The sequence below is a fragment of the Streptococcus sp. OMI750 genome, from assembly GCF_047463895.1.
Taxonomy (GTDB): Bacteria; Bacillota; Bacilli; order Lactobacillales; family Streptococcaceae; genus Streptococcus.
Map to the genome: position 1 here is coordinate 134,932 of NZ_JASHCZ010000001.1, position 25,526 is coordinate 160,457.

At 41.7% G+C, this 25,526-nt stretch carries 27 protein-coding genes; 25 read left to right on the forward strand and 2 right to left on the reverse strand.

Annotated elements, in window-relative coordinates; genetic code table 11:
• Nucleotides 1–22: 22 nt before the first annotated feature.
• The 12 genes from QM830_RS00800 to QM830_RS00855 all read left to right on the forward strand — a co-directional run bounded on the left by QM830_RS00800 (nt 23) and on the right by QM830_RS00855 (nt 9,601).
• A complete protein-coding gene (locus QM830_RS00800; RefSeq protein ID WP_414325149.1) occupies nt 23–628 on the forward strand; it encodes a DUF6707 family protein in 606 nt (201 codons plus the stop codon).
• A 39-nt stretch (nt 629–667) separates the two neighbouring features.
• On the forward strand, nt 668–1,168 hold the full coding sequence (locus QM830_RS00805; protein WP_414325150.1) for an NUDIX hydrolase: 501 nt from the start codon (nt 668–670) through the stop codon (nt 1,166–1,168).
• Nucleotides 1,155–1,883, forward strand: a complete 729-nt coding sequence (locus QM830_RS00810; RefSeq protein WP_414325151.1) for a GNAT family N-acetyltransferase — start codon at nt 1,155–1,157, stop codon at nt 1,881–1,883. The genes QM830_RS00805 and QM830_RS00810 overlap by 14 nt, the downstream gene beginning before the upstream one ends.
• Before the next feature lie 41 nt (nt 1,884–1,924).
• Complete coding sequence (locus tag QM830_RS00815; RefSeq protein WP_414325153.1) at nt 1,925–2,827, forward strand: putative PEP-binding protein; 903 nt, start codon at nt 1,925–1,927, stop codon at nt 2,825–2,827.
• Entirely contained in the window at nt 2,769–3,209 is a 441-nt protein-coding gene (locus QM830_RS00820; protein ID WP_414325154.1) for an ASCH domain-containing protein, read from the forward strand. The genes QM830_RS00815 and QM830_RS00820 overlap by 59 nt, the downstream gene beginning before the upstream one ends.
• 103 nt (nt 3,210–3,312) lie before the next feature.
• Nucleotides 3,313–4,692 carry a bifunctional UDP-N-acetylglucosamine diphosphorylase/glucosamine-1-phosphate N-acetyltransferase GlmU gene (glmU, locus tag QM830_RS00825; RefSeq protein WP_414325155.1) on the forward strand — a complete coding sequence of 460 codons (1,380 nt, stop codon included), beginning with the start codon at nt 3,313–3,315 and terminating at the stop codon, nt 4,690–4,692.
• Between the two features lie 9 nt (nt 4,693–4,701).
• On the forward strand, nt 4,702–5,247 hold the full coding sequence (locus tag QM830_RS00830) for an NUDIX hydrolase (RefSeq protein WP_414325156.1): 546 nt from the start codon (nt 4,702–4,704) through the stop codon (nt 5,245–5,247).
• An 11-nt stretch (nt 5,248–5,258) separates the two neighbouring features.
• A complete protein-coding gene (gene macP / locus QM830_RS00835) occupies nt 5,259–5,594 on the forward strand; it encodes a cell wall synthase accessory phosphoprotein MacP (protein WP_009732494.1) in 336 nt (111 codons plus the stop codon).
• Nucleotides 5,595–5,618: 24 nt separating this feature from the next.
• Complete coding sequence (locus tag QM830_RS00840) at nt 5,619–6,311, forward strand: 5'-methylthioadenosine/adenosylhomocysteine nucleosidase (RefSeq protein WP_414325158.1); 693 nt, start codon at nt 5,619–5,621, stop codon at nt 6,309–6,311.
• Nucleotides 6,312–6,332: 21 nt separating this feature from the next.
• Nucleotides 6,333–6,641, forward strand: coding sequence for a hypothetical protein (locus QM830_RS00845; protein WP_414325159.1), 309 nt, complete (start codon nt 6,333–6,335; stop codon nt 6,639–6,641).
• Nucleotides 6,642–6,746: 105 nt separating this feature from the next.
• Nucleotides 6,747–7,370: an endonuclease III gene (gene nth / locus QM830_RS00850; protein WP_315375136.1), complete on the forward strand. Its 624-nt coding sequence runs from the start codon at nt 6,747–6,749 to the stop codon at nt 7,368–7,370.
• A 263-nt stretch (nt 7,371–7,633) separates the two neighbouring features.
• On the forward strand, nt 7,634–9,601 hold the full coding sequence (locus QM830_RS00855; protein ID WP_414325161.1) for a peptide ABC transporter substrate-binding protein: 1,968 nt from the start codon (nt 7,634–7,636) through the stop codon (nt 9,599–9,601).
• A gap of 191 nt (nt 9,602–9,792) precedes the next feature.
• Here QM830_RS00855 and QM830_RS00860 read toward each other — a convergent pair whose 3' ends face one another.
• Nucleotides 9,793–10,179, reverse strand: a complete 387-nt coding sequence (locus QM830_RS00860) for a bleomycin resistance protein (protein ID WP_003014423.1) — start codon at nt 10,177–10,179, stop codon at nt 9,793–9,795.
• Nucleotides 10,180–10,189: 10 nt separating this feature from the next.
• Nucleotides 10,190–11,017 carry an exodeoxyribonuclease III gene (locus QM830_RS00865; RefSeq protein WP_414325163.1) on the reverse strand — a complete coding sequence of 276 codons (828 nt, stop codon included), beginning with the start codon at nt 11,015–11,017 and terminating at the stop codon, nt 10,190–10,192.
• Between the two features lie 135 nt (nt 11,018–11,152).
• Here QM830_RS00865 and QM830_RS00870 point away from each other — a divergent pair, with 135 nt between their 5' ends.
• From QM830_RS00870 to QM830_RS00930, 13 genes are all read left to right on the forward strand, one after another.
• Complete coding sequence (locus tag QM830_RS00870; RefSeq protein ID WP_414325164.1) at nt 11,153–11,605, forward strand: DUF3290 family protein; 453 nt, start codon at nt 11,153–11,155, stop codon at nt 11,603–11,605.
• On the forward strand, nt 11,602–12,234 hold the full coding sequence (locus QM830_RS00875) for a DUF421 domain-containing protein (RefSeq protein ID WP_049515494.1): 633 nt from the start codon (nt 11,602–11,604) through the stop codon (nt 12,232–12,234). Before QM830_RS00870 ends, QM830_RS00875 begins: the two co-directional genes overlap by 4 nt.
• Before the next feature lie 139 nt (nt 12,235–12,373).
• A complete protein-coding gene (pbp2b, locus tag QM830_RS00880; protein ID WP_414325166.1) occupies nt 12,374–14,425 on the forward strand; it encodes a penicillin-binding protein PBP2B in 2,052 nt (683 codons plus the stop codon).
• 10 nt (nt 14,426–14,435) lie between these two features.
• Complete coding sequence (gene recR, locus QM830_RS00885; RefSeq protein ID WP_414325167.1) at nt 14,436–15,032, forward strand: recombination mediator RecR; 597 nt, start codon at nt 14,436–14,438, stop codon at nt 15,030–15,032.
• Between the two features lie 76 nt (nt 15,033–15,108).
• On the forward strand, nt 15,109–16,155 hold the full coding sequence (locus QM830_RS00890; protein ID WP_009732505.1) for a D-alanine--D-alanine ligase: 1,047 nt from the start codon (nt 15,109–15,111) through the stop codon (nt 16,153–16,155).
• A 118-nt stretch (nt 16,156–16,273) separates the two neighbouring features.
• Nucleotides 16,274–17,641 (forward strand): UDP-N-acetylmuramoyl-tripeptide--D-alanyl-D-alanine ligase, encoded by a 1,368-nt coding sequence (locus QM830_RS00895; RefSeq protein ID WP_414325168.1) that lies wholly within the window; start codon nt 16,274–16,276, stop codon nt 17,639–17,641.
• Nucleotides 17,642–17,700: 59 nt separating this feature from the next.
• The gene (locus QM830_RS00900) at nt 17,701–18,402 is read left to right on the forward strand and encodes a YwaF family protein (protein WP_414325169.1); all 702 of its coding nucleotides are present in this window, start codon (nt 17,701–17,703) and stop codon (nt 18,400–18,402) included.
• A gap of 28 nt (nt 18,403–18,430) precedes the next feature.
• Nucleotides 18,431–19,117, forward strand: coding sequence for a TIGR02206 family membrane protein (locus tag QM830_RS00905; RefSeq protein ID WP_414325171.1), 687 nt, complete (start codon nt 18,431–18,433; stop codon nt 19,115–19,117).
• Between the two features lie 13 nt (nt 19,118–19,130).
• Nucleotides 19,131–19,811: a TIGR02206 family membrane protein gene (locus QM830_RS00910; protein ID WP_414325173.1), complete on the forward strand. Its 681-nt coding sequence runs from the start codon at nt 19,131–19,133 to the stop codon at nt 19,809–19,811.
• A 56-nt stretch (nt 19,812–19,867) separates the two neighbouring features.
• The gene (locus QM830_RS00915) at nt 19,868–21,793 is read left to right on the forward strand and encodes a DUF2207 family protein (protein ID WP_414325175.1); all 1,926 of its coding nucleotides are present in this window, start codon (nt 19,868–19,870) and stop codon (nt 21,791–21,793) included.
• 185 nt (nt 21,794–21,978) lie between these two features.
• The gene (locus QM830_RS00920; protein ID WP_414325177.1) at nt 21,979–23,526 is read left to right on the forward strand and encodes a peptide chain release factor 3; all 1,548 of its coding nucleotides are present in this window, start codon (nt 21,979–21,981) and stop codon (nt 23,524–23,526) included.
• A 79-nt stretch (nt 23,527–23,605) separates the two neighbouring features.
• Complete coding sequence (locus QM830_RS00925) at nt 23,606–23,986, forward strand: PH domain-containing protein (protein WP_003015210.1); 381 nt, start codon at nt 23,606–23,608, stop codon at nt 23,984–23,986.
• Between the two features lie 41 nt (nt 23,987–24,027).
• The gene (locus QM830_RS00930) at nt 24,028–24,936 is read left to right on the forward strand and encodes a magnesium transporter CorA family protein (protein ID WP_009732512.1); all 909 of its coding nucleotides are present in this window, start codon (nt 24,028–24,030) and stop codon (nt 24,934–24,936) included.
• Nucleotides 24,937–25,526: the final 590 nt, after the last annotated feature.

Genomic DNA, 25,526 nt, shown 5'->3' on the forward strand with positions numbered 1-25,526 from the left:
TGAATTGGATAGGAGAAAAGAAATGAATGTGAAAGAACTCATCGAAGAGGTTGAAAATGATCTTGAGTTAGTATCGTATTTAAACCGGATCCCTAAAAAGAATAGGAAGACCCAAGCTAGCTATCTCGAATCGCTGAATCATCTGGCCTATTTACTTTATCTGGATGGCCAAGAGGAAATGGCTAAGGAATTATTAGATAGGATCATACAAGTTCCATTTGAAGGGAATTTTAACACTTGGACCTTTGTTGATAGCGCTCTGGTTTTATTGGCCTATCTGGAAAGAGAAAAAGAAAATCAGGTAATCGTCTATAAAAAACTCCTTTTATCTCCATTAGAACAAGGGGAGGAATCCACTCAAAAAATTAGAAGGAGAGTTCATCAGAGATTTTTGAATGGTGATAGCTTGGAGCAAAAGCTTGCAAAAATCGAGCAAGCCTCAAGTCCTGAATCGGAAATGGAACGCCGTTTGCTATACTTGACAGATCTATTGAAGATTCACCTCTTTATTGCTGAGTCAACGTTTGAAGAGACAGATATCCAAGCAAAAATCGAAGAGAATATGGAGATACTAAAGAAGTATGTCAAGGAGCATGAAATCTATAGCCTCTTTCCTTTTAAGGGATAGGGTAAGTTATTGATCTTGGACTTTTAGAAGGAGTAGAATATGGAAATCAAAAAACACTTTGGTGTCTATGGCATTTGCTTTGAGAATGGGGAATTGTTCTGCATTGAGAAAACGAGAGGACCTTATCAGCATCGTTTTGACCTACCAGGTGGTAGCCAGGAAGTAGGGGAGGGGTTGACAGAAACCCTCAAGAGAGAAGTTCTGGAAGAGACAGGCTATACGCTTAGCTGTTATTCAAATCCTAGGATTTATGACGTGCTGGTTCAAGAAGAAGGGCAAGACTTCGCCGTACACCATATCATGGCCTTTTATGATATCGTACTTGATTTAGAACGTTCTCAAAAATCCCTTCCTCATGAAGTTTTTGATGGAAGCAATGATTCAGCAAATGCAATTTGGTTGAATTTGGAAGAAATTACTGCAGACAATGCCTCTCCCTTAGTATTAAAGGCTAAGGCAGAGTTATTAGGATTTCCAGAATTAGAACTGACAAGCTATAAGAATTGGAAGGTAAAGATGGGGGATAATGGAACTATTTAAAACATGGAAGAAATATATGGTTCTCTATGGTCTTAAATCTCAAATCGGGACTGTTTATCGAAACAGTGATAGGACAACGAGCTTTTATGATATTGGGAATTTTCTATACCTAGCAGGGGAGCTAAATTCTAGATTTTGGGAAGATTTTGTTAGGCAATATGTTTTAGATTATAAGATTATTATTTCAGAAGACACTAAGTGGCAAGATTTTCTGCATCGGCAAGTTGGGTTAATATCTTTTACTCGCTATTCTTTTAAGGATAAGGCAAATTTTCAAGTTGAATTTCTAAATGATCTAGTTACTCATATAGAGGAAGGTTACAATATTGTACCTATTGATAGTCGTATTTATAACTGCCTTTCTGAGGAAGAATCGTCACAAGATTTACAGGGGGATTTTGAGTCCTACCAGGATTTTGCTTTAAAAGGTGGATTTGGCTTTGTAATTCTTAAAAATAATGAAGTGATTGCTGGGATTTCCTCAGGGTTAGTTTACCAAGGAGCAGTTGAAGTGGAAGTTGCAACTAGACCAAACGAACAAGGAAATGGCTTTGCTAAAAAGCTTGGTGCTGCAATGATTCTAGAGAGTTTAAATAGAGATATGTTTCCACTTTGGGATGCTCATAACGAGGCTTCCAAAAAAGTAGCAGAATTTTTAGGATATGAGTTAGTTGAACCTTATGAAGCTTTTGAACTAGAGGAAAGTGTCGTATAATGATATCTGATATTGTATCTTTTAAGACGAGGTGAATGAACATGCAAAATCAACTAGCTCTTAGTGGCGAAAAAATTGTTGAAAAAGTTTATCCCCATTTATTGCACCACGTCGGCTTGATTCGTGGGGAATACTTGTTGAGAGAGCTCAATCAAAACATCCTGTTACCAAGTTGTCAGCAATTTGTGAAAGATTATCTAGACACTATTTGTCATTTGTACTCAGATGAAGAAGTCTGGTATCGCTTTTCAGAGTTAACAAATGCAGAAGCAAATAGTCTAGACAGGACTAAAGAGTATTTTGACGAACGCCACCCCTTATTTGGATATAGAGGGACTAGGCGTTTATTGGCATGTCCAGATGAATTTCAGGCTGAGACAAATGTTGTTACAGAAGTTTTTCAAACCAATCCCAATCTGTCTGTTATTTTTCCTTTTGTCAATGATGCCGAACAATTAAAACAAGCTATTACAGTATTGCGTCAGTATGGTTATACCGGGAAAGTCGGCACGATGATTGAATTACCATCAGCTTATTTCGACTTGGACAGGATACTAGAAATGGGCATTTCAAAGATTGTAGTTGGAATGAATGATTTAACTTCTTTTATTTTTGCGACTGTGAGAAACAGTCAATGGCATGATATGGAAAGTCCAATTATGTTAGATATGTTGAGACAGATGCAGGATGAAGCAAAGAAGAACAAGATTGATTTCGCTGTAGCAGGCTATCTGAATCCTTCTTTCATACAAAAAATGAATCAGATGGGTATCGAATGTATTCTCCATTACAGCTCTATTCCAGAGATTTTTGATTTAGAAATTGACCATCCAGACCATCTTAAACATATAAAAGAAGAAAGTAAAAAATTACAAAGGAGAACTTATGACACCTCAAGAAATGTGGAATGCCTACAAGCAAATCAACCCCTCTATCGGAGATGAGATAGACGCCTGGGCCTTTGGAGTGGATCCAGAGCTTTTAGCGGAACTGGTCTTTAAAGGCGAAAAAACAGCAACAGCTTCAGCCTATAATCTATACGCACTAGAGAACGAACCCCTTCCGCAAGAAGGAACCTTTGATGTCGTTTTAGACAGTAATGATCAAGCTGTCTGCATTATTGAAATTACAAAGGTTTCTGTTCAGCCCTTCCATCAAGTGTCAGCCGACCATGCCTATAAGGAAGGTGAGGGAGACAAATCTCTAGCTTATTGGCGTCAGGTTCATGAAGACTTTTTCAAAGACTGCTTTGGAGAAGCAGGTCTGGTTTTTACACCTGACAGCAAGGTAGTTTTAGAAGAATTTCGCAAGGTTTATCCATTATAGAACACGCTCTCCTTTTCGGAGAGTTTTTTGATCTGGTCTTATTTTCCAAAAGGGCTAAAAAATGGTATAATGTAAGCGATATTGTACAGAAAAGAGAAATGTTATGCCAAATTATGCCATTATTTTAGCAGCGGGGAAAGGTACCCGTATGAAATCAGATCTGCCCAAGGTTCTTCATAAGGTTGCAGGGATCTCTATGTTGGAGCATGTCTTCCGTAGTGTTGGAGCCATCTCACCTGAAAAGACTGTAACAGTTGTGGGCCACAAGGCGGAATTGGTAGAGCAAGTCTTAGTGGGACAAACAGAGTTTGTCAAACAAACCGAACAATTGGGAACTGGCCATGCGGTTATGATGGCAGAGCCAGTCTTGAAAGGCCTTGAAGGGCATACCCTCGTCATTGCAGGAGACACTCCTTTGATTACGGGTGACAGTCTCAAACACTTGATCGACTTCCATATCAACCACAAGAATGTGGCAACGATTTTGACAGCCGAAGCAGCGAATCCATTTGGCTATGGCCGGATTGTTCGTAATGACAACGCGGAAGTGCTTCGCATCGTCGAGCAAAAAGATGCGACAGATTTTGAAAAACAAATCAAAGAAATCAATACAGGGACTTATGTCTTTGACAATGCCCGTCTTTTTGAAGCTTTGAAGAATATCAATACCAACAATGCCCAAGGTGAATACTATATCACAGATGTGATTGGGATCTTCCGAGAAGCAGGAGAGAAAGTTGGAGCCTATACGCTCAAAGACTTTGATGAAAGTCTCGGGGTTAACGACCGCGTGGCCCTTGCGACAGCAGAAGGCATCATGCGTCGTCGCATTAACCAAGCCCACATGGTCAATGGGGTGAGCTTTGTCAATCCGGATGCAGCCTATATCGATGTCGATGTTGAGATCGCACCAGAAGTGCAAATCGAAGCCAATGTTACCCTAAAAGGGCACACAAAAATTGGGGCTGAAGCCGTCTTAACCAATGGAACCTATATTGTGGACAGTGAAATCGGTGCAGGTGCTGTCATCACCAACTCTATGATTGAAGAAAGCACGGTAGCAGATGGTGTGACAGTAGGACCATACGCTCATATTCGTCCTGGTTCTAGCCTGGCCAAAGATGTCCATATTGGAAACTTTGTCGAAGTCAAAGGTTCGTCTATCGGAGAGAATACCAAAGCTGGTCATCTGACCTACATTGGCAACTGCCAAGTTGGTAGCAACGTTAACTTTGGTGCAGGAACCATCACCGTCAACTATGATGGCAAAAATAAATACAAGACTCTTATTGGCAACAATGTCTTTGTTGGTTCAAATTCGACCATCATTGCACCAGTTGAATTAGGCGACAATTCCCTAGTAGGTGCTGGATCCACCATTACCAAGGATGTACCAGCAGATGCGATTGCAATTGGTCGTGGCCGTCAAGTCAATAAGGATGAGTACGCGACTCGCCTTCCTCATCATCCTAAAAATAAATAGGAGGTTTTCATGCAATTTGAAGAAAAAACCATTGAGCGCAAGGAGATTTATCAAGGACCGATTTTTCAAGTGGTCACAGATCAGGTGGAACTGCCCGACGGGAAAGGTCAAGCGCAGCGTGATTTGATTTTTCATAATGGAGCAGTAGCGGTTTTACCGATCACAGATGAGGGCAAGACCATTTTGGTCAAGCAGTACCGCAAGGCGATCGAGAGAACTTCTGTAGAGATCCCTGCAGGGAAGTTGGAAAAGGGTGAAAATGCGGATCCTCAAGCAGCTGCTCTGCGTGAATTGGAAGAAGAAATTGGTTACTCAGGGAATCTAGAGTTGTTGTATGATTTTTATTCAGCCATTGGATTTTGTAACGAGCGGATCAAACTCTATGCTGCGACCAATTTGAAAAAAGTGGAAAATCCTCGCCCTCAAGATGAAGATGAGACTTTAGAGTTGCTAGAAGTGACCTTGACGGAGGCTAAAGACTTGATCCAAGCTGGCGAGATCTGTGATGCCAAGACCATTATGGCGATTCAGTACTGGGAATTATCCAATAAATAGAGGAGGATCCAATGGGAAAACCTTTATTAACAGATGAAATGATTGAACGAGCGAGGCGTGGCGAGGAGATCTCGGGCCCTAAGATGCTAGATAACGAAGAGACGAAGATCCTTCGAACAGACCACAGAGGATTTGGCTATGAACGTCCCGTCAGAGAAAGTCGAAGCCAAGGCCCACAAGAGCGTTATTCGCAGGATACCTTGCAGATCCAAGTGGAGCCAACGGTAACAAAGAGTCGTCGAATTGAGGAACAAAAACAAAGTGTTCTCCAATCCAAACTCAATAAGATTTTGTTCTGGATCATCGTGCTCCTCATTGTCTTGATTATTGCTATTTGGCGTTTGTAAGATCGTCACAAGGAGAAAAATGATATGAAAATTGGAATTATTGCAGCCATGCCACAGGAGTTAAAGATCCTGGTAGAAGCTCTTAAAAATGGGGAAAAACATCTGCGTCTTGGAAAAGTCTACTATACGGGATCAATCGGTCACCATGAAGTCGTTTTAGTTGAAAGTGGCATCGGAAAAGTTATGTCTGCTATGAGTGTAGCGGTCCTAGCCAATGATTTCAAAGTGGAAGCCATTATCAATACGGGTTCTGCAGGTGCCCTGGCCCCAGGAATAGCTGTTGGCGACATTGTTCTTGCGGATAAATTGGCTTATCACGACGTGGATGTGACTGCTTTTGGCTACCAGTATGGCCAGATGGCCAGCCAACCGCTTTATTTTGAATCTAGTCGCTATTTTGTATCGGAAATGAAAAAAGTACTGGAAGAAGAAGCTACTGCAACGCACGTGGGTCTCATTACGACTGGAGATAGCTTTATTGCTAGTGAGGAAAAAGTCGCAAGGATTCGGGAGCATTTCCCAGAAGTTTTGGCAGTTGAGATGGAAGGGGCAGCCATTGCTCAGGCCGCTCATGCAGCTGGCCGTCCCTTCATGGTTATTCGGGCTATGAGTGATACGGCCGATCACGAAGCCAATATCTCTTTTGATGAATTTATCATTCAGGCTGGCGAGCGCTCTGCTCAAACCTTGATTACTTTCTTGAAGAGATTAGTATAGAAAAAGATAGGGAGATTGAAAATGTATCGTGAATCATATTTTGATGGAGGCCTGTTTTCATATATTGGCCATGTTTTATTAGCAACTCTTATTACTGTACTGACCTTAGGTATTTGTGCTCCTTGGGGCATGTGCATACTGTATAACTGGAAGATCAAGCATACCGTGATTGATGGTCGTCGTCAGTACTTTGACGGCACAGCCATGCAGTTGTTTGGAAATTGGATTAAATGGTGGTTCTTTACCATCATTACATTTGGGATCTATGTGTTCTGGTTAAATATCAAGGTTACCCAATGGGTTACCAAGCATACTCATTTTTTAGACTAATCGAAAAGGACTTGTCCAAGGACGAGTCCTTTTTGTGAAGCCATTTCTTTAACCTCTATCGGTCCTTCATGCTATAATAGATTCTAGTAATGTAAAGGAGAAGTTATGGTCTTATCAAAAAAACGAGCACGTCATGTGATTGAAGAAATTATCGCCCTTTTTCCAGATGCGAAACCGAGTCTAGATTTTCGTAATCATTTTGAATTATTAGTGGCAGTCATGCTCTCTGCTCAGACGACTGATGCAGCTGTTAATAAAGCGACACCAGGTTTGTTTGCGGCTTTTCCAACCCCACAAGCCATGGCAGCAGCTAGTGAAGCAGCTATCGCTAAGCACATTTCCAAATTAGGCCTCTATCGCAATAAGGCTAAGTTTCTCAAAAAATGTGCTCAACAATTGTTGGACAACTTTGATGGCCAAGTCCCTCAGACACGGGAGGAATTAGAGAGCTTAGCAGGAGTAGGACGGAAAACAGCTAATGTGGTTATGAGTGTGGGATTTGGAATTCCCGCCTTTGCTGTCGATACGCATGTGGAGCGTATCTGCAAGCACCATGACATCGTCAAGAAATCCGCAACCCCATTAGAAGTGGAAAAACGGGTCATGGACGTCCTACCTCCTGAACGCTGGTTACCAGCTCATCAGGCCATGATCTATTTTGGACGGGCTATTTGCCATCCTAAAAATCCAGAATGTGATCAGTACCCACAGCTCTATCATTTTGATTAAACAGGAGATCCTCCGCAAAGACCAGCGGGGGTCTTTTTTACGTAAACGTATATTTATTAAAAGGATGAAATTGGGAGGTCTTGCTTGACAATGGTATTGGCTTTATATGATCAAGTTTTTAGCTTAGTTAAGACCGTTTCCAGACCGATTATTCTTGTCATCTTATTATATTCATTCAGAAATAACGAACTTTTTTAAAATAAATTTGGTTTTTTTTTAGAAATAGTGTATAATGATAGAAAATCTAACATAAGGAGATAGTGATGAAAGCAAAAAAACTGTTAGCTCTTGCAGGAGTTTCTGTTGCAGGTGCCTTTCTTTTAGCAGCATGTAGCGGTGGTAGTAGCAATCAAGCAACCTACTCATTCGTCTATTCAGCGGATCCAAATACCTTGGATTACATCGCTGCAACTCGTACAACAACTTCAGATATCACAAGTAACCTAGTCGATGGTCTTCTTGAAAATGACCGATACGGAAACTTTGTACCAAGTCTAGCAGAAGATTGGACTGTCTCTGAAGATGGATTAACCTATACTTACAAACTTCGTAAGGATGCCAAATGGTATACGAGCGAAGGAGAAGAGTATGGGGCTGTTACGGCTCAAGACTTTGTGACAGGTATCAAACATGCTGTTGAATCGAAATCAGAAGGTCTCTTCTTGATTCAAAATTCGATCAAAGGTTTGGATGCCTATGTAAAAGGGGAAACTAAAGACTTTAATACAGTTGGGGTCAAAGCCTTAGATGACTACACCATCCAATATACCTTGGTCCGTCCAGAAAGCTTCTGGAACTCAAAAACAACCTCTGGTGTTCTTTTCCCGGTCAACGCTGATTTCTTGAAATCTCAAGGAAAAGACTTTGGTTCTTTGAAACCTAGTAGCATCTTATACAATGGTCCATTCTACTTGAAATCTTTGACTTCAAAATCTGAAATTGAATTGGTCAAGAACAAAGATTATTATGATGCGGAAAATGTCCATATTGATAATGTCAAATTGACCTTTAATGACGGATCAAACCCAGATGCAATCATTAAGAACTTTGAAAAAGGTCAATATTCCTTTGCATCTGTTATGCCAAATAGCTCAACGTATAAGAGTGTCAAGAAAAACTTTGGCGACAACATTGTCTACGGGTTGCAATTGGGAACATCTTACTATCTTGGATTCAACTTGGACCGTCAGAAGTATGATCATACCGCTAAAACAACAGACGAGCAAAAGGCCTCTACCAAGAAAGCAATCTTGAACAAGGACTTCCGTCAAGCAGTGAACTTCGCCTTTGACCGCAAATCCTATGCGGCACAAGTCTCAGGTTCTGATGCGGCTGAGAAGACCCTTCGGAGTACCTTGGTGCCACCAACTTATGTCCAAGTTAATGGAGAAGATTTTGGTAAAGCCGTTGAAAAACAATTGGTTACTTATGGAGATCAATGGAAGGATGTAAGCTTGGACGACGGTCAAACAAGCCTCTACAATCCTGAAAAAGCTAAAGCTTCATTTGCGAAAGCCAAAGCTGAATTGCAAAAACAAGGAGTTCAATTCCCAATTCATTTGGACTACATTGTCAGCCAAGTGGACAATAGTATGGTCCAACAAGCAAGCTCCTTCAAACAATCTGTAGAGTCAGCTCTTGGTGCAGATAATGTCGTTGTAGATCTTCAAAAGGTATCGGATGACGATTTCCAAAATATTACCTACTTCAGTGATACAGCTGCTGCAAGAGATTATGATATTTCAGGCGGTGGTTGGGCTCCGGACTACCAAGACCCATCGACTTACCTTGAAAGTATCAGCCCTGTAAATGGTTCTGTCTTCTACTACCTTGGTATTGATGCTGGTTCAAACAACCCTGCGATTGCAGCAGTTGGTTTGGATCAATACGCCAACATGTTGAAAGACGCAGATGCTGAGTTGTTGGATCAAGCAAAACGCTATGAAAAATATGCAGCGGCGCAAGCTTGGCTGACAGATAGCGCTATTACGCTTCCAACTGTTTCAAACGGTGGTGCTCCAATGCTCCAACGTACTGTGCCATACAGCCGTGCTGCTTCATGGGTTGGTACAAAAGGAACAGGAACCTTCTACAAATACCTTGAAATGTCCAAAGATGTTGTCACTGCAAAAGACTTTAACAAGGCCAAAGAAGAATGGTTGAAGAAAAAAGCAGAATCCAATAAAAAAGCTCAAGAAGATCTCAAAGATCATATTGAGAAGAAAAAATAAAAAAACAATCATTGTTCCATCAATGAGGATAAAAAAAGTCGGAGCCTTCATCTGAGGGCTCCGGTTTTTTTAGGTCTCGAATGTTAGTTTGTCTCATTCTTTAAGATGAAAGATAAATCAATCACCCGCTATTGAACTGGACTCAAAAAAATAGATTTTTGGGTATAGCTCATAGATGGGTGATGATCATTCTATTCGCTAAATCTTAAAAAATAGCCATCTGGATCTAAAACTGCAAATTCATGAGGATAGATATAATGGTCGTCAACACGAAATTTTCTTTTGGTCAATGGGCGATGAATAGGATAGTTGGCTTCTAACAATTTCTGATAGAGCCTAGGGACATCCTCTATACCAAAGGAGATATTGACTCCACGACCAAATGGGTAGGTTAGTTCAGCTAATTCATCCTTTGTTCCCTCCTCAAGCATGAGCTGGCAATCTTCAAGAGACAGGAAGAGAAATTTTTCTTCTAGACGCTGGTATTCGATGGTGAAACCCAGTAAATCACAGTAGAAGGAACGGGACTGTTCTATATTTGAAACCATAAACTCGGGAATGACTGCATTGTAGTTCATAAAAAAATCCTTATAATTCAATCTCCAAGACAATGGGGGTGTGGTCTTGGCGTGCGCCTGAGTCAATCATGTCTGACTTGGTAACCTTATCTGCAATGCGGTTTGAGGTTAACCAATAGTCGATTCTCCAGCCTGTATTGTTGATTTTTGAGGTTTTACTGCGCTGTGCCCACCAGGTATAGCGCTCAGGGACATCGCCGTGAAGGTGACGGAAGGTATCTGTAAAGCCTGCTGCTAGAAGGTTGGTAAATCCTGCACGTTCTTCGTCTGTGAAACCTGGTGAACGACGGTTGCTGGCTGGATTAGCAAGGTCGATTTCCTTGTGGGCCACGTTGTAGTCTCCAGTAGCAAGGACAGGTTTTTCTTTGTCTAGGTTAGCCAAATATTCAGCATATTTGACATCCCATACTTGGCGTTCTGCTAGGCGTTTGAGGCCATCACCGGCATTAGGAGTATAGACTTGTGTTACAAAGAAGCCATCAAATTCCAGGGTAATGATCCGGCCTTCCAAGTCCATGGTCGAAGGAGCACCGATCTCTGGGAAAGTCACAATAGGGGAGAGTTCTTTTTTATAGAGGAACATGGTTCCAGCATAGCCTTTGCGAGCTGGCTCTTGAGAAGAGCGCCAGGTATTTTCGTAGCCAGGGAAGAGTTCCTCAAGAATTTCGAGGTGTTTTTTAGTAGGTCCTTTAGCGGATAACTTGGTTTCTTGAATGGCAATGATATCTGCATCCTCAGCGACTAAGGTTTGAAGGACTTCTTGAGAGAGTTTAGCGCGTGCTGAATCACTGGTCAATGCAGCATTAAGCGAGTCGATATTCCATGAAATGAGTTTCATTGTGTTTCCTTTTCTTGACATAATTGATAGTTTTATTATAACAAAATTTTAATGATTTTCTGATCACAATGCCTTGAAATCTCTTGTGAAATCTATTATAATAGCTTGAATTCATTTGGAAAAAGGGAGTTGTTTATGAAATTTTACTCTTATAACTATGTGTTGGGTCAGATCAGCCAGCAAAACTGGGTGACCATTGGGATATCTGGCTTGCTTGTTCTTCTGACTGGTTTTTTTGCGGTGAAAGCCTATCGGGAGAAGCACGATAGCAAATTCCGCGAATTATCTATTATCTCCATTTTAACTCTGGTGGCAGTGGTCTTGATCAGTATCAGCAATTTCCAAAATAGCCAAAGTAATAATGATCAGTTCCAACGCTCACTCCATTTTATTGAGGTCATCTCAAAGGAGTTGGATGTCAAAAAAGAAGATGTCTATGTCAATACTTCAGCAGCCACAGATGGGGCGATCCTGAAGGTTGGAGAGGTTTATTACCGAGCTATCGAAGGCTCTGACCCAGATAGCTACCTATTAGAAAAGATGGATCTGTATAAAACAGACGTGGAACTTGTGGAGGTGAACAAATGACAGTAGATTTTTTAGCCATTTTGATTAAATTAGCTATCGGCTTGATTTCCTTGGTATTTGTAATCAATGTGACCGGGAAAGGAAACTTAGCACCAAGTTCTGCAGTAGACCAGATACAGAACTTTGTTCTTGGGGGAATTATTGGTGGGGTCATCTACAATAGCTCCATTACCATTCTTCAATACATTGTGATTCTCTTGATGTGGACTATTTTGATCTTACTCTTAAAATGGCTCAATACCAATGTCCGTTTTATGAAGCACTTGATCGATGGCAAACCAACTGTCATTATCAAAAATGGGAAGCTTGATCCGGAAGCTTGTCGATCCAAGGGACTTTCTGCTTCAGACGTTGCCTTGAAATTGCGTTCACAAGGAATTTTCCAATTAAAGGGAGTGAAACGAGCTGTCATTGAACAAAACGGTCAAATGATCGTTGTCCGTGCGGGGGATGAAAATCCTAAATACCCAATCATTACGGATGGTGTGGTTCAGCTTGAAATTTTGGAAACAATTGGGAAAAGTGAAGAGTGGTTGCTAGCTGAATTGGAAAAAGAAGGCTATGACAACGTTTTGGATATTTTCATTGCTGAGTATGACAAAGGAAAAATCAATGTTGTGACTTATTAGAAAAAAAGATTGGGCGAGCATGTCCAATCTTTTTTCCTTGCAAAAAAGAGAAAAGGACCCTTCCTTTTCTTGAGATACTCTTGGAAAAATAGTAAAATGGAGTGTAAGTGTTCATTAGAAAAGAAGGATAAACTATTTCATGAAGAAAAAAATACGGAAGTTTGAAAATCATTCGATTACACGCAGAATGTACCTGCTGTTTAGTTTGATTTGCCTTCTTTTTTTGGCTCTCATTGCCAGGCTTGGCTATATGCAGATCACTCACCAAGCCTACTATACAGATAAGTTGGCAAAGGCTACGAAAAAGACGGTCAAACAAGGGAGTGTGCGAGGGCAAATCTATGATGCCACTGGTAAGCCCTTGGTGGAAAATGTTGGCAAACAAGTCTTGACCTTTACGCGCGATCGCAAAATGACGGCCCAAGAAATGCGAGAGACCGCAGGTAAACTCTTGCAGTATGTGGATGTAGAAAATCCTCAAGTAACCGAACGGCAAGAAGTGGATTACTATCTAGCCAATACCAAAGTCTACCAAGAGGTTGTAGGTCACTTACCCGAGAAAAAGAAATTTGATACAGATGGCAACCGTCTACCAGAAGCTAAGATTTATCAAGCAGCTGTAGAGAGTGTCGATCCCTCTAAACTTGGTTACACAGAAGATGAGAAAAAGATTATCTATCTCTATAGTCAGATGAATGCTGTGGAGAATTTTGCCACCGGAATCATTACGACACAAGCACTAGGAGCTGAGCAAATCGCGACCATTGCTGCAGACAGTCAAGATCTTCCAGGAATTGCGATTACGACTAGCTGGGATCGCAAGGTTTTGGATACTCCTTTAGCCTCTATCATCGGAACGGTTTCGACTGAACAGGCAGGGCTTCCGGCAGAAGAAGTTGAGGACTATGTCAAAAAAGGCTACGCTCTGAATGACCGGGTCGGAACCTCTTATCTCGAAAAGGAATACGAGGAGGTCCTTCAAGGAAAACGCAGTGAAAAAGAAATTCTCCTGAATAAAAATGGCAACATGGAGAAAGTGGTAGATATTTCAAAAGGAGCTAAGGGGGAAAACCTCAAGCTCTCGATTGACTTGGATTTCCAAAAAGGGGTGGAAGATATTCTCCGCTCTGCCTTTAGCGCAGAGTTGCAAGCTGGAAATGCGACCTACTCCGAAGGTGTCTATGCTGTAGCCCTTGAGCCTGATACAGGGAAAGTTCTTGCCATGGCAGGCATTAAGCACCAGGCTGGTAGCCAGGACTTGTCAACCGATGCTCTGGGGACAGTCACCAATGTTTTCGTCCCAGGATCGGTCGTTAAAGGAGCAACCTTGACTTCAGGATGGGAAAATGGTGCCATTTCTGGCAATCAGGTACTGACCGATCAGCCTATTGTCTTTGCAGGATCGACGCCGATTAACTCTTGGTTTACCCAATACGGCAGTCGTTCTATCAATGCAGTTGAAGCTTTGGAATACTCCTCTAATACCTATATGGTCCAAATTGCCCTTAAGATGATGGGGCAACCTTATACCCCAAATATGACCTTAAAAGTGGATCAGGTCGAACCTGCCATGAAAAAACTCCGCTCCACTTTTGCAGAGTATGGACTTGGAGCGGCGACAGGTATTGACCTTCCCAATGAATCGACCGGTTTTATTCCAAAAGACTATACAGTTGGTAATTATTTGACCAATGCCTTTGGTCAGTTTGATAACTATACACCGATGCAATTGGCCCAGTATGCGGCAACCGTCGCCAACGATGGCAAGCGGGTGAGTCCTCATGTCGTCGAGGGGATCTATGATAATAATGACCAAGGGGGTCTTGGCCAGTTGAAAAAAGCGATCGAAACCAAGGAACTCAATCAAGTTTCGATCTCTGCTGAGGACATGGCCTTGATCAAACAAGGCTTCTACCAGGTTGCCAATGGTACGAGTGGGTTGACGACAGGGAAAACCCTTGGTCAAGGGGCCAGTGTACCTATTAGTGCCAAGACCGGTACAGCTGAAACCACCGTGGAGGGAGGCAAAGAAGCTATTAATACCAATGTTGTGGCGTATGCCCCATCAACTAATCCGAAGATTGCAGTAGCGGTGGTCTTTCCGCACAATACCAATCTACAGGCGACGGTTAGTCATTCGATTACGCGCGATATTATTAACTTATACAATCAGAAACACCCGATGAATTAGAAAGGAAACTATGCTTTATCCAGCACCTATTGCAAAATTAATTGACAGCTATTCGAAGTTGCCAGGAATTGGGATCAAAACAGCGACTCGTCTGGCTTTTTACACCATTGGTATGTCAGATGATGATGTCAATGAATTTGCCAAGAACTTACTGAATGCCAAGCGTGAGCTAGGGTATTGCAGTATTTGTGGCAATTTAACCGATGAAGAAACCTGCGAGATTTGTCGAGATGAAACGCGAGATCCATCTCTTCTTCTTGTTGTAGAAGATAGTCGGGATGTCTCTGCTATGGAAAATATCCAGGAATACCACGGTCGCTACCATGTCTTGCATGGCTTAATTTCGCCCATGAATGGCGTGGGACCTGATGATATCAATCTCAAGAGCTTGATTAGTCGCTTGATGGATGGAACCGTCACAGAGGTGATCGTTGCGACCAATGCGACGGCAGATGGGGAGGCAACTTCCATGTATATCTCACGCGTGCTCAAACCAGCAGGCATCAAAGTGACACGTTTGGCACGTGGTCTAGCAGTTGGAGCCGATATCGAGTATGCGGACGAAGTGACCCTTCTTCGTGCGATTGAAAATCGGACAGAATTATAAGAGAAGTTCTTTCGAAAGGGCTATCATTATGGTATACTATCAAGTAAGAAATCAAGGGAACAATTAGGGAGAAACTATGAGTAAACAAGACTTAATCCTGTTGTATGGTGGACGTAGTGCAGAACGTGAAGTATCTGTTCTTTCAGCTGAAAGTGTGATGCGCGCGATTGATTACCAAGCATTTTCTGTTCAGACCTATTTTATTACGCAGTCAGGAGATTTCATCCAGACGCAAGCTTTTGAAGAGAAACCAGCGGATGATGAGAAATTGATGACCAATGATACAGTGGACTGGTCTAAGAAAGTGGCTCCATCTGCAATTTACAAGGAAGGAGCGGTGGTCTTTCCAGTTCTTCATGGACCGATGGGAGAAGATGGCTCTATTCAAGGATTCTTAGAAGTCTTGAAAATGCCTTATGTCGGCTGTGGTATCCTAGCTTCCAGTGTGGCCATGGATAAGATTACGACCAAACGGGTCTTGGAATCTGCAGGGATTCCACAAGTTCCTTATGTAGCTGTAGTGGAAGGCGATGACCTGGAGGAGAAAATTGCTGCAATTGAAGCTACTCTCTCTTATCCTGTCTTTACCAAACCATCCAATATGGGTTCTAGTGTTGGGATTTCAAAATCTGAAGACCAAACTGAACTTCGGACTGCTCTCGAATTGGCCTTCAAATACGATAGCCGTGTCTTAGTAGAACAAGGGGTCAATGCGCGTGAGATCGAAGTTGGGCTCCTTGGAAACTATGATGTGAAAAGTACCTTGCCAGGTGAAGTTGTCAAAGATGTTGCCTTCTATGATTATGATGCCAAATACATCGACAACAAAATTACCATGGCCATTCCAGCTCAATTGGACCCTGAGGTTGTGAAAACCATGCGGACCAACGCAGAAAAAGCCTTTCGTGCGATCGGTGGTTTGGGCTTAGCTCGCTGTGATTTCTTCTATACGGATAAAGGAGAGATCTTCTTAAATGAGCTCAATACTATGCCAGGCTTTACCCAATGGTCTATGTATCCCTTGCTTTGGGACAATATGGGTCTCAACTATACAGATTTGATCACCAAGTTAGTAGAGCTTGGAAAAGAAGTCTTCCAAAAACACGAAGCGCATTTGTTGTAAGAAAGAGGCCACCACTTGGTGGCTTTTTTTGTGATCTAGAATATGGTATAATGAGAAGAATTTGAAACGAGCGTTTAGACCTTTGGGGAAGACGCTACGGAGAACTGAGGAGTCGGATATGAATCTCACATTACATGAAGTTGCTCATCTAGTACATGCAAAAAATGATATCAGCCAATTTGAAGATGTGGCCCTCGTCAAACCTGAATTTGACAGCCGTTTGATTGGGCCTGGAGACCTTTTTGTTCCCTTAAAGGGAGCGCGTGATGGGCACGATTTTATTGAGACTGCTTTTGAAAATGGCGCTGTAGCGACCTTGTCTGAAAAAGAAGTAGAAGGCCACCCGTATTTGTTGGTAGATGATGTTCTAGGGGCCTTTCAAAAATTAGCCCAATATGTTTTGGAGAAGAGTCAAGTAGATGTCTTGGCGGTCACCGGTTCAAACGGTAAGACAACGACCAAAGATATGTTAGCTCAGTTATTATCTACTACTTATAAAACCTATAAAACACAAGGGAACTACAATAACGAGATTGGCCTTCCTTACACGGTTCTCCATATGCCAGAAGGAACAGAGAAGCTTGTCCTTGAAATGGGACAGGACCATCTGGGAGATATTCATCTCCTCTCAGAAATTGCCCATCCAAAGGCAGCAATCGTGACCCTCATTGGGGAAGCTCACCTGGAGTTTTTCAAAGATCGCAAAGAAATCGCTAAAGGGAAATTGCAAATTGCGGATGGCATGCCAACTGGTGGCTTGCTTCTAGTACCGGCCGATCCGATTGTAGAGGATTTTTTACCCAACCAACAAGAGCTTGTGCGCTTTGGTGAAGGAGCTGACATCAGCATTACCAAGTTGGAGGAACGCAAGGATAGCCTGACTTTTGAAGCGAACTTCTTATCAGATGCTATTGACCTGCCTGTAACAGGCAAATACAATGCGACTAATGCCATGATTGCAGCTTATGTTGCCCTGCAAGAAGAAGTGAGCGAAGCGGCGATTCGTGATAGTTTTGCTACCTTGCAATTGACGCGCAACCGCACGGAATGGAAAAAGGCCAGTAACGGAGCAGATATCTTATCCGATGTCTACAATGCCAACCCAACTGCCATGCGCCTGATTTTAGAAACCTTCTCAACCATTCCTGCCAATCCAAATGGCCGGAAGTTGGCAGTTCTTGCAGATATGAAAGAACTAGGGGAGCAATCCATTGATCTGCACAACCAAATGATTCTCAGTCTCTCGCCGGATGTCTTGGATACGGTGATTTTCTATGGCCAGGACATTGCGGGCTTGGCTCAGTTAGCGAGTCAGATGTTTCCACTCGGACATGTCTACTATTTCAAAAAGACCGCTGAAGAAGACCAGTTTGAGGACATGGTCAAACAAGTCAAGGAAAGCTTAAAAGAGCAGGACCAAATCCTTATCAAGGGAAGCAATTCCATGAATTTAGCCAAATTGGTAGAGGAGTTGGAGAAAGCCTAGTGAAAAGAGAGGATTCATCTCTCCAAGGATAGGCTACTATAAACTAAAGGAATATGAAAATGACACTTTGGGATTTATTGTTTACGAACCAAAAATCAGCCCCGCCTGAGTTTGGGCTATGGTATTTCATTCTGCCAGCTTCATTGTTGGTGGTTGGCTACTTTTCCATTAGATATGCACAGTCCAAAAGCTACCAACGCTTTTGGTATTGGGCACAATTGATTCAAGTTTTGACCATCAATGCTTGGTATATTCTCGCCCACATGCCTTTGACGGATAATTTACCTTTTTATCATTGTCGCTTGGCCATGCTGGTGATTCTTTTTGCACCTAGAGGGACCTATATCAAGCAATATTTTGCTCTCTTGGGAGTTCTAGGATCGATTGCGGCCTTGGTTTACCCAGCCTTTGATCCCTTCCCTTTCCCTCATATCACAGTTCTAAATCTAATTTTTAGCCACTGGGCCTTGCTTGCCAATAGTTTGATTTACCTACAGGATCATTATCAATCTGAAAAACAAGACGGCTTGAGAATTTTCAAGATCACCTTTGGCATGAATGCCTTGATTTTCTTGGTCAACCTTTTGACGAAAGGGGATTACGGCTTCTTACGGCGTCCACCAATTATTGGGGACCACGGTGCACTCTTGAACTACCTTTTGGTTAGCTTTGTGATGGTAGCTGGAATTTGCTTGGTCAACCAACGGTATAAGTACAAATACAAGATAGTTGAAGAGACTGTCGTTTCACGTTCAGAATAGAAAATTGATTAACTGAGGGTAGGAAATCATGCCACTTTGGGATTTATTTTTCACCAGTCAACCAACGGCCCCTCCTCAATTGGGGGCTTGGTATTTTTTGTTGCCGGCTTCATTGATGGTGGTAGGCTATCTGTCTATTCGATTTGCTTCTTCCAAAGGTTATCAAAACTTTTGGTATTGGGGGCAATTGATTCAGTTGCTCATCATCAACTCTTGGTATCTAGCTGCTCACTTGCCTCTTTCAGAGAGTCTTCCCTTCTATCATAGCCGCATGGCCATGTGGATTATTCTTTTGGCTCCCAAGGGGAGCTTCAAACAATATTTTGCCCTCGTGGGAGTCTTTGGCTCCATTATGGCCTTGATTCATCCTGTTTTTTATCCCTATCCTTTTCCTCACGTATCTTCGATCAACAATGTCTTTGGTCACTGGGCTCTCCTGGCCAACTGTTTGATCTATCTGGTTCAATCCTACCAGGTGGAAGAAGGGGCTGTTTGGAAAATCTGTCAGATGACGTTTGGGGTCAATGCCATTATTCAGCTGGCGAATCTCGCAACGGGTGGAAACTACGGCTTTATGCGTCGCCCTCCTGTGATAGGTGACCACGGCCTTGTGCTCAACTATTTGATCGTGACAGTTCTCATGACGGGGACACTGATTTTCATCAATACGATCGTTCAGTACAGTAAGAAAAGAAGAATACCTAAATCTGTTTAAATAAGGAGATTTTATGCATCATTTTTTCACTACAGAATCTACAGCACCACCAGCTATTTCAGCACTTTGGTATAGTGTGATGGTCTTGTTAATTGTGACAGCGATTATGGTGTCACTTCGCTATTATCAGAATGAGCAATTTCGGAAATGGTTTCAATACTTACAGGGCTTCCAGCTAATTTGCTTGTATCTTTGGTATTTTACCTATCACATTCCTTGGTCCAATAGCCTGCCTTTTTATCACTGTCGCTTGGCTATGTTTGCGGTCTTGTTCTTGCCAGACCGATGGAAGAGTAAGCAGTTCTTTGCCTTGATGGGAGTGAGTGGAGCGATCTTTGCCTTGGGATATCCGGTCTTTGACCCATATAACTTCCCTCATATTACGAGCTTTTCCTTCCTCCTCGGGCATTATTGTCTCTTGATTAATTCCTTGATCTATCTCTTGAGATGCTATGATTCGAGCCTCTTAAAAAATCGAGAGATTGTTCTCTATACCTTTGTCCTAGATTTATTTCTAGTCGGTATCAACCAAATCACTGGAGGGAATTATGGACTCATGGCCCGACCTCCGATTATGAGAGGGGATAAGATCTGGCTCAACTATCTAGTTGTATCCAGCATTTTAGCCCTTGCCTTGTTACTCTTTAATCAGATCTTCAATCGCAGAAGTGAGCGGGTGACAGTGAGAAAATAACAAGTGTAAGGGTTGGGACATTACTGTCTCAATCCTTTTTTTAAAAGGAGAAATGTATGAAGCGATTCTTGCTACTGATGACCCTTGTTTGGAGTATGTTTTGTACCATAACGATGGTACATGCAGATGATGAAGTTCGCTACAGGATTGAATCCTATGTGGGTCACCTCCACTTGCAGGAAGATAGTCAAGCAACATTTACACAAGAAATTACCTATCAGTTTCAGACAGGCTACAATGGGCAGTATGTAACTTTAGGGAGTGTAGATCCCCTTCCCAAAGGATTCAAAATCCATGAAAATCCTCAAGTTGAAGCCTATGTAGATGGTGAAAAACGAGAGATTCGTGTAGAAGAAACAGACCTGGAAGACGGCCGTCAATTAAAAATATACAATGCACGTATCGTCGGTGGAACGGTCAAGATCAAAGTGAAATGGAAGATTGATCATCTCTTGACTTTCTATAACGATATTGCAGAACTGAATTGGTTTCCTATTTCAGATGGAGATGAGCAGGTTGAGAAATTAGATTTTTATGTGGATGGCTTGGATGCCAAGCAGGGAAAACTGTATGCCCATACTGGTTACCTTAATCCACCAGCCCAAGTCGAACGGACTGCGACTGGCTATCACATTCAGTTAAGAAACTTCCCAAAGAATGGAAAATTGGAACTCCACGCCTATTGGCCCATGACAGAAGCTCTGCGTCGAGGCCAATCTAATGAGATTAAAAAGGAAAAGGGAAAAGATACATTTCTAAAAAAAGAAAAATCCATTCAACAAAAAACAGTTATCTACAAGACACTATTTCTCAGAGTCATTCCAATTGTATCGTTTCTTTTATTTTTCCTCGCTTTCATTCCATGGATTCGATATTTTATCAGTACCAGAACTCGTCGGATTGCAAAAGGAGTACGATTATACGAACCACCACAGAATTTACCACCTTTTGTTCTAGCCGAGGCACTGTATCAACTTGATTTTGAACAGATGGTGATATCTAGAGAGAAAGGATCATTAAAATTCAATCATCTCATCCAAGCAACTATATTGGATCTCATTGATCGAGGAAATCTTCGTTTGACTAGAGATGAAAATGGGGAAACCTTGACTTGTCTCCATTATGAAGGCTTGGCTGATTTTGAATTACAATTTATTGATATGATTTTTGATCAAGAATCTGAAATCAATATCAGTGAGGTATTCTCAAAGTATAAAATTGACAAAGTAGCCCTAAAAAAAGATTTTCAAGCTGCAACATCAGACACACAAAGAGACCATATTCGAAAGGTTGGAAGTGACGTTCAATCGCTTTTAAAAAAGGATGCCCAGCAATTGTCAAAAGGTGTAGAAAAAGAAATTGCAAAATTAGGATTACCTTCTTATTTTAGAGACTTATCTGAGAAAGAAGAAGCTTTTTCAAAAACAGGCTGTGCCCTACATTTTTGGCTCTTACTGATCTTATTTGTGAGCATGTGTTTCTTATCTTTTGGATTTGGTTCACACCTATCTTCCTTCTATTTTTGGATCATTTTATTTTTGGTTTTGTTATTGATTCCATTTTATATTGTTGTGAAAATTCGCGAAGATCATCTCCAATCCTTAGAGAACTTGGATGCACAATTCCAATGGATGGCCTTTCGAAATATGATCGAAAGTATTCCAAATTTCAACCAAGCGGAACTGGAGAGTGTCGTTCTATGGAATCGTATCCTAGTCTATGCAACTATGTATGGTCAAGCTAAAAAAGTGAGTCAGGTACTCAAAAATCATCAGATTTCCTTGCCATACGAAAACTGGGACACTGTTGTTTGGCTAACGACCTCTTCAAATTCCTTCCTAGACGGCTCTACCTTGATGAGTTATGCAGCTGATTCCTACAGTGTTTCAAACTTCTCTATTAACTCCTCAGATGGCAGTGGTGGCTTTGACGGCGGTGGATTCTCGGATGGTGGCGGTGGCGGAGGATTTGGAGCCTTCTAATAGTCATGATAAGAGGACTAGAATCTAGGGATTTTAGTCTTTCTTTTTGCTCTCAAAGAAGAATCATCGTTGAAAAAAGTGCCTATTTTCGCTATAATAGGACAGATAGAGAAATTGAGGAGAGATCCGATGTAGAGATGAATTTGTAAATTTGTCAGAAAATAAGAAGAGAAAGAAATAGGAACATGAACGTACAAGAAGAAATTAAAAAACGCCGTACCTTTGCCATCATCTCCCACCCGGATGCTGGTAAAACGACGATTACTGAGCAGTTGCTCTACTTTGGGGGAGAGATTCGGGAAGCCGGTACGGTAAAAGGAAAGAAAACAGGAAACTTTGCCAAGTCTGACTGGATGGATATCGAAAAACAACGTGGGATTTCGGTAACCTCATCTGTCATGCAGTTTGACTACGATGGAAAACGGGTCAATATCCTAGATACCCCAGGGCACGAGGACTTCTCTGAAGATACTTATCGGACTTTGATGGCGGTGGATGCTGCGGTCATGGTGGTGGACTCTGCCAAGGGGATTGAGGCTCAAACTAAAAAATTGTTTGAGGTTGTCAAACACCGTGGGATTCCAGTCTTTACCTTTATGAACAAGCTGGACCGTGATGGACGTGAGCCACTGGATCTCTTGCAAGAATTGGAAGAGGTCTTGGGTATCGCCAGTTACCCAATGAACTGGCCGATTGGGATGGGGAAGGCCTTTGAAGGACTTTATGACCTCTATAACCAACGCTTGGAACTCTATAAAGGAGATGAGCGTTTTGCTAGTCTAGAAGATGGAGACAAGCTCTTTGCCAACAATCCATTCTACGATCAAGTCAAGGATGACATCGAACTCTTGCAAGAAGCAGGAAATGAATTCTCAGAAGAAGCTATCCTTGCGGGTGAATTAACACCAGTCTTCTTCGGATCAGCTTTGACGAACTTTGGGGTGCAGACTTTCTTGGAAACCTTCCTCAAGTTTGCTCCGGAGCCACATGGTCACAAGAAGACAGATGGAGAACTGGTCGATCCTTATGACAAGGATTTCTCAGGATTTGTCTTTAAGATTCAGGCCAACATGGATCCTCGTCATCGTGACAGGATTGCCTTTGTGCGGATCGTATCTGGTGAATTTGAACGTGGGATGAGTGTCAATCTGCCTCGTACCGGTAAGGGGGCTAAGTTATCTAATGTCACCCAGTTTATGGCGGAGAGCCGTGAGAATGTTAGCAATGCTGTAGCAGGAGACATCATCGGGGTTTACGATACCGGAACTTATCAGGTTGGAGATACTTTGACAGTGGGCAAAAACAAGTTTGAATTTGAACCACTGCCAACCTTTACACCTGAAATCTTCATGAAGGTATCTGCCAAGAATGTCATGAAGCAAAAGTCCTTCCATAAGGGAATCGAGCAATTGGTGCAAGAAGGGGCCATCCAGCTCTATACCAACTACCAAACAGGTGAATACATGTTGGGTGCCGTTGGTCAATTGCAGTTTGAAGTCTTTAAGCACCGGATGGAAAATGAGTACAATGCCGAAGTGGTGATGAGCCCAATGGGCAAAAAGACGGTTCGCTGGATCAAACCTGAAGATCTGGATGAGCGTATGTCTTCAAGCCGAAACATCCTGGCCAAAGATCGCTTTGACCAGCCTGTTTTCCTCTTTGAAAACGACTTTGCCCTCCGTTGGTTTGCAGATAAGTATCCAGAGGTTGAGCTGGAAGAAAAAATGGGTTAAGAAACAATTCTAAATCTATCTTAGAAAATAGAAAGACGAAAATGGAAACCTATCCGTTTTCGCTTATAAAGGAGAAACTATGGGATTATTAAGTGGTTTGATGGGCAATGCCTCTCAAAAAAATGTCGATAAGGTAGAAAGAGATCTGGAAGATATCTTGGTGCCGGGAGAGCAAGTGACGCTTGCTTTTAGCTTGATTCGTGATTTAATCGTCTTTACTGAGTTTCGTTTGATCTTGGTAGATAAGCAAGGAGTAACAGGTAAGAAAACATCCTACAAATCCCTTCCTTATCGCTCTATCTCTCGATTTTCAGTTGAAACTTCCGGTCATTTTGATTTGGATGCCGAATTAAAAATCTGGGTATCTTCAGCAGTGGAACCTTCAGAAGTTTTACAATTTAAGAGTGACAACAGTGTTATTGAAATTCAGCAAGCATTAGCCAGTGCGGTCTTTAAATAAAAAAATCAATTTGATAGAGAACAGTTGAGAAAGGAGACGGAATGTTTATCGATAAACAATTGGGTCAAGATCGGAAATGGATCAATATCGACTCGGATATGATTGCTGAAAACTCATATCTTTATAAAAAATACGAGATTGACAAAGAAACCATTGAGTACGCGATGGATAAGAACGAACGTGCCCATATGGATTACAATCGAGAAAACGGTACGATCACCTTTATCTACAATGTATTGGATTTAGAAAAGGACAAGGAATACTACGAAACCATTCCTATGACCTTTATCGTTCAAGATACGCGACTCGTGACCATCAGTAACCAGGTCAATGCCTATATCATTGAACAAATGGTTCGCTATTTGGAAAGCCATGAGGAGCTGTCGATCTATAAGTTGCTTTTTGCAGGTCTTGAAATGATCAGTAATGCTTATTATCCGATTATTGATCGCCTGGATAAGCACAAGGATGAACTCAATCGCTTGCTTCGAAAGACAACGACGACCAAGAATCTCTATGCCCTCTCTGACCTAGAGACCGGTATGGTCTATCTAGTTGCTGCTGCCAAGCAAAATCGGATGTTGCTGGAACATATTAAAGCGCATGCCATTTATCGCAGGATGAATGATGTTGAAAAAGAACAGTTTGATGATGCTATGATTGAAGCGCGTCAGTTGGTTTCAATGACCGAGTTGATTTCCAATGTCTTGCAGCAGTTGTCTGGATCATACAATAATATCCTAAACAATAACCTGAATGACAACTTGACTACCCTAACCATCTTTGAAGCCTTGTTGGCTGTTTTAGCTGTGATCACCGGTTTCTTTGGAATGAATATCCCTCTTCCTATGACAGAGGATCCCAATGCTTGGATTTATGTATCGGTATGTAGCTTTATATTATGGCTCCTTTTGGCAAAGGTCATGCGGTGGATTGTGAAAAAAAGATAAAAAAAGAGGCTTGGAGAAATCCGAGCCTCTTCGTATCTAGAATAATCTGAGAAATAGGAACCATCTAGACACCTGCCCTCCTCTCCAAAGAAGGGGCAGTGTGAATAGTTCATCGACTGTACAAAATCTTCTTGGAAATAGTAGGAGTAGATTTAATAGTACTGAGTGGTTCTAAATAAATCAGAACTTAGAATAAATCGTTGAATCAGATAAAATGATCCTATTTCTTTATACAGAAATATTTTAGATACTAACTGTATTATACATATTTATTTGTAAAAACGCAAGAACTACCAAAAAAAGTTTTTCCGAAGTTTTTATACTCCTATTTAAAGGGATTCTTGAACGATGTCAGAAGAAAGTCAGCTAAATCTAGGGGAAACTGCCCTCTTGATTATTTTCAAGTTTTTAAAAATTTTTCCTAAAAAATAAAATTATTCTCCTTTGACTATCATTTGGTCGTCCATTGTGTTATACTAGATAAGTTGCAAACTTGTATGAGAGAAATGCTGGTGAGATGGAACAATTAGAAAAGGAATGTTGGTCAATCTACCACAAGGAGGATCTTGGTGTCTTTTCGTTTGGAAAAC

Bases quoted from the DNA above. Each gene is read 5' to 3' on its own strand.
- glmU (WP_414325155.1), top strand. From the start codon at position 3,313: ATGCCAAATTATGCCATTATTTTAGCAGCGGGGAAAGGTACCCGTATG.
- QM830_RS00860 (WP_003014423.1), bottom strand. From the start codon at position 10,179: ATGAACTACAATGCAGTCATTCCCGAGTTTATGGTTTCAAATATAGAA.
- recR (WP_414325167.1), top strand. From the start codon at position 14,436: ATGCTTTATCCAGCACCTATTGCAAAATTAATTGACAGCTATTCGAAG.
- QM830_RS00910 (WP_414325173.1), top strand. From the start codon at position 19,131: ATGCATCATTTTTTCACTACAGAATCTACAGCACCACCAGCTATTTCA.
- QM830_RS00870 (WP_414325164.1), top strand. From the start codon at position 11,153: ATGAAATTTTACTCTTATAACTATGTGTTGGGTCAGATCAGCCAGCAA.
- QM830_RS00805 (WP_414325150.1), top strand. From the start codon at position 668: ATGGAAATCAAAAAACACTTTGGTGTCTATGGCATTTGCTTTGAGAAT.
- QM830_RS00890 (WP_009732505.1), top strand. From the start codon at position 15,109: ATGAGTAAACAAGACTTAATCCTGTTGTATGGTGGACGTAGTGCAGAA.
- QM830_RS00905 (WP_414325171.1), top strand. From the start codon at position 18,431: ATGCCACTTTGGGATTTATTTTTCACCAGTCAACCAACGGCCCCTCCT.
- QM830_RS00865 (WP_414325163.1), bottom strand. From the start codon at position 11,017: ATGAAACTCATTTCATGGAATATCGACTCGCTTAATGCTGCATTGACC.
- QM830_RS00925 (WP_003015210.1), top strand. From the start codon at position 23,606: ATGGGATTATTAAGTGGTTTGATGGGCAATGCCTCTCAAAAAAATGTC.
- nth (WP_315375136.1), top strand. From the start codon at position 6,747: ATGGTCTTATCAAAAAAACGAGCACGTCATGTGATTGAAGAAATTATC.
- QM830_RS00840 (WP_414325158.1), top strand. From the start codon at position 5,619: ATGAAAATTGGAATTATTGCAGCCATGCCACAGGAGTTAAAGATCCTG.
- QM830_RS00800 (WP_414325149.1), top strand. From the start codon at position 23: ATGAATGTGAAAGAACTCATCGAAGAGGTTGAAAATGATCTTGAGTTA.
- QM830_RS00820 (WP_414325154.1), top strand. From the start codon at position 2,769: ATGACACCTCAAGAAATGTGGAATGCCTACAAGCAAATCAACCCCTCT.
- QM830_RS00855 (WP_414325161.1), top strand. From the start codon at position 7,634: ATGAAAGCAAAAAAACTGTTAGCTCTTGCAGGAGTTTCTGTTGCAGGT.
- macP (WP_009732494.1), top strand. From the start codon at position 5,259: ATGGGAAAACCTTTATTAACAGATGAAATGATTGAACGAGCGAGGCGT.
- QM830_RS00920 (WP_414325177.1), top strand. From the start codon at position 21,979: ATGAACGTACAAGAAGAAATTAAAAAACGCCGTACCTTTGCCATCATC.
- QM830_RS00810 (WP_414325151.1), top strand. From the start codon at position 1,155: ATGGAACTATTTAAAACATGGAAGAAATATATGGTTCTCTATGGTCTT.
- QM830_RS00830 (WP_414325156.1), top strand. From the start codon at position 4,702: ATGCAATTTGAAGAAAAAACCATTGAGCGCAAGGAGATTTATCAAGGA.
- QM830_RS00875 (WP_049515494.1), top strand. From the start codon at position 11,602: ATGACAGTAGATTTTTTAGCCATTTTGATTAAATTAGCTATCGGCTTG.
- QM830_RS00930 (WP_009732512.1), top strand. From the start codon at position 24,028: ATGTTTATCGATAAACAATTGGGTCAAGATCGGAAATGGATCAATATC.
- QM830_RS00845 (WP_414325159.1), top strand. From the start codon at position 6,333: ATGTATCGTGAATCATATTTTGATGGAGGCCTGTTTTCATATATTGGC.
- QM830_RS00895 (WP_414325168.1), top strand. From the start codon at position 16,274: ATGAATCTCACATTACATGAAGTTGCTCATCTAGTACATGCAAAAAAT.
- QM830_RS00900 (WP_414325169.1), top strand. From the start codon at position 17,701: ATGACACTTTGGGATTTATTGTTTACGAACCAAAAATCAGCCCCGCCT.
- pbp2b (WP_414325166.1), top strand. From the start codon at position 12,374: ATGAAGAAAAAAATACGGAAGTTTGAAAATCATTCGATTACACGCAGA.
- QM830_RS00915 (WP_414325175.1), top strand. From the start codon at position 19,868: ATGAAGCGATTCTTGCTACTGATGACCCTTGTTTGGAGTATGTTTTGT.
- QM830_RS00815 (WP_414325153.1), top strand. From the start codon at position 1,925: ATGCAAAATCAACTAGCTCTTAGTGGCGAAAAAATTGTTGAAAAAGTT.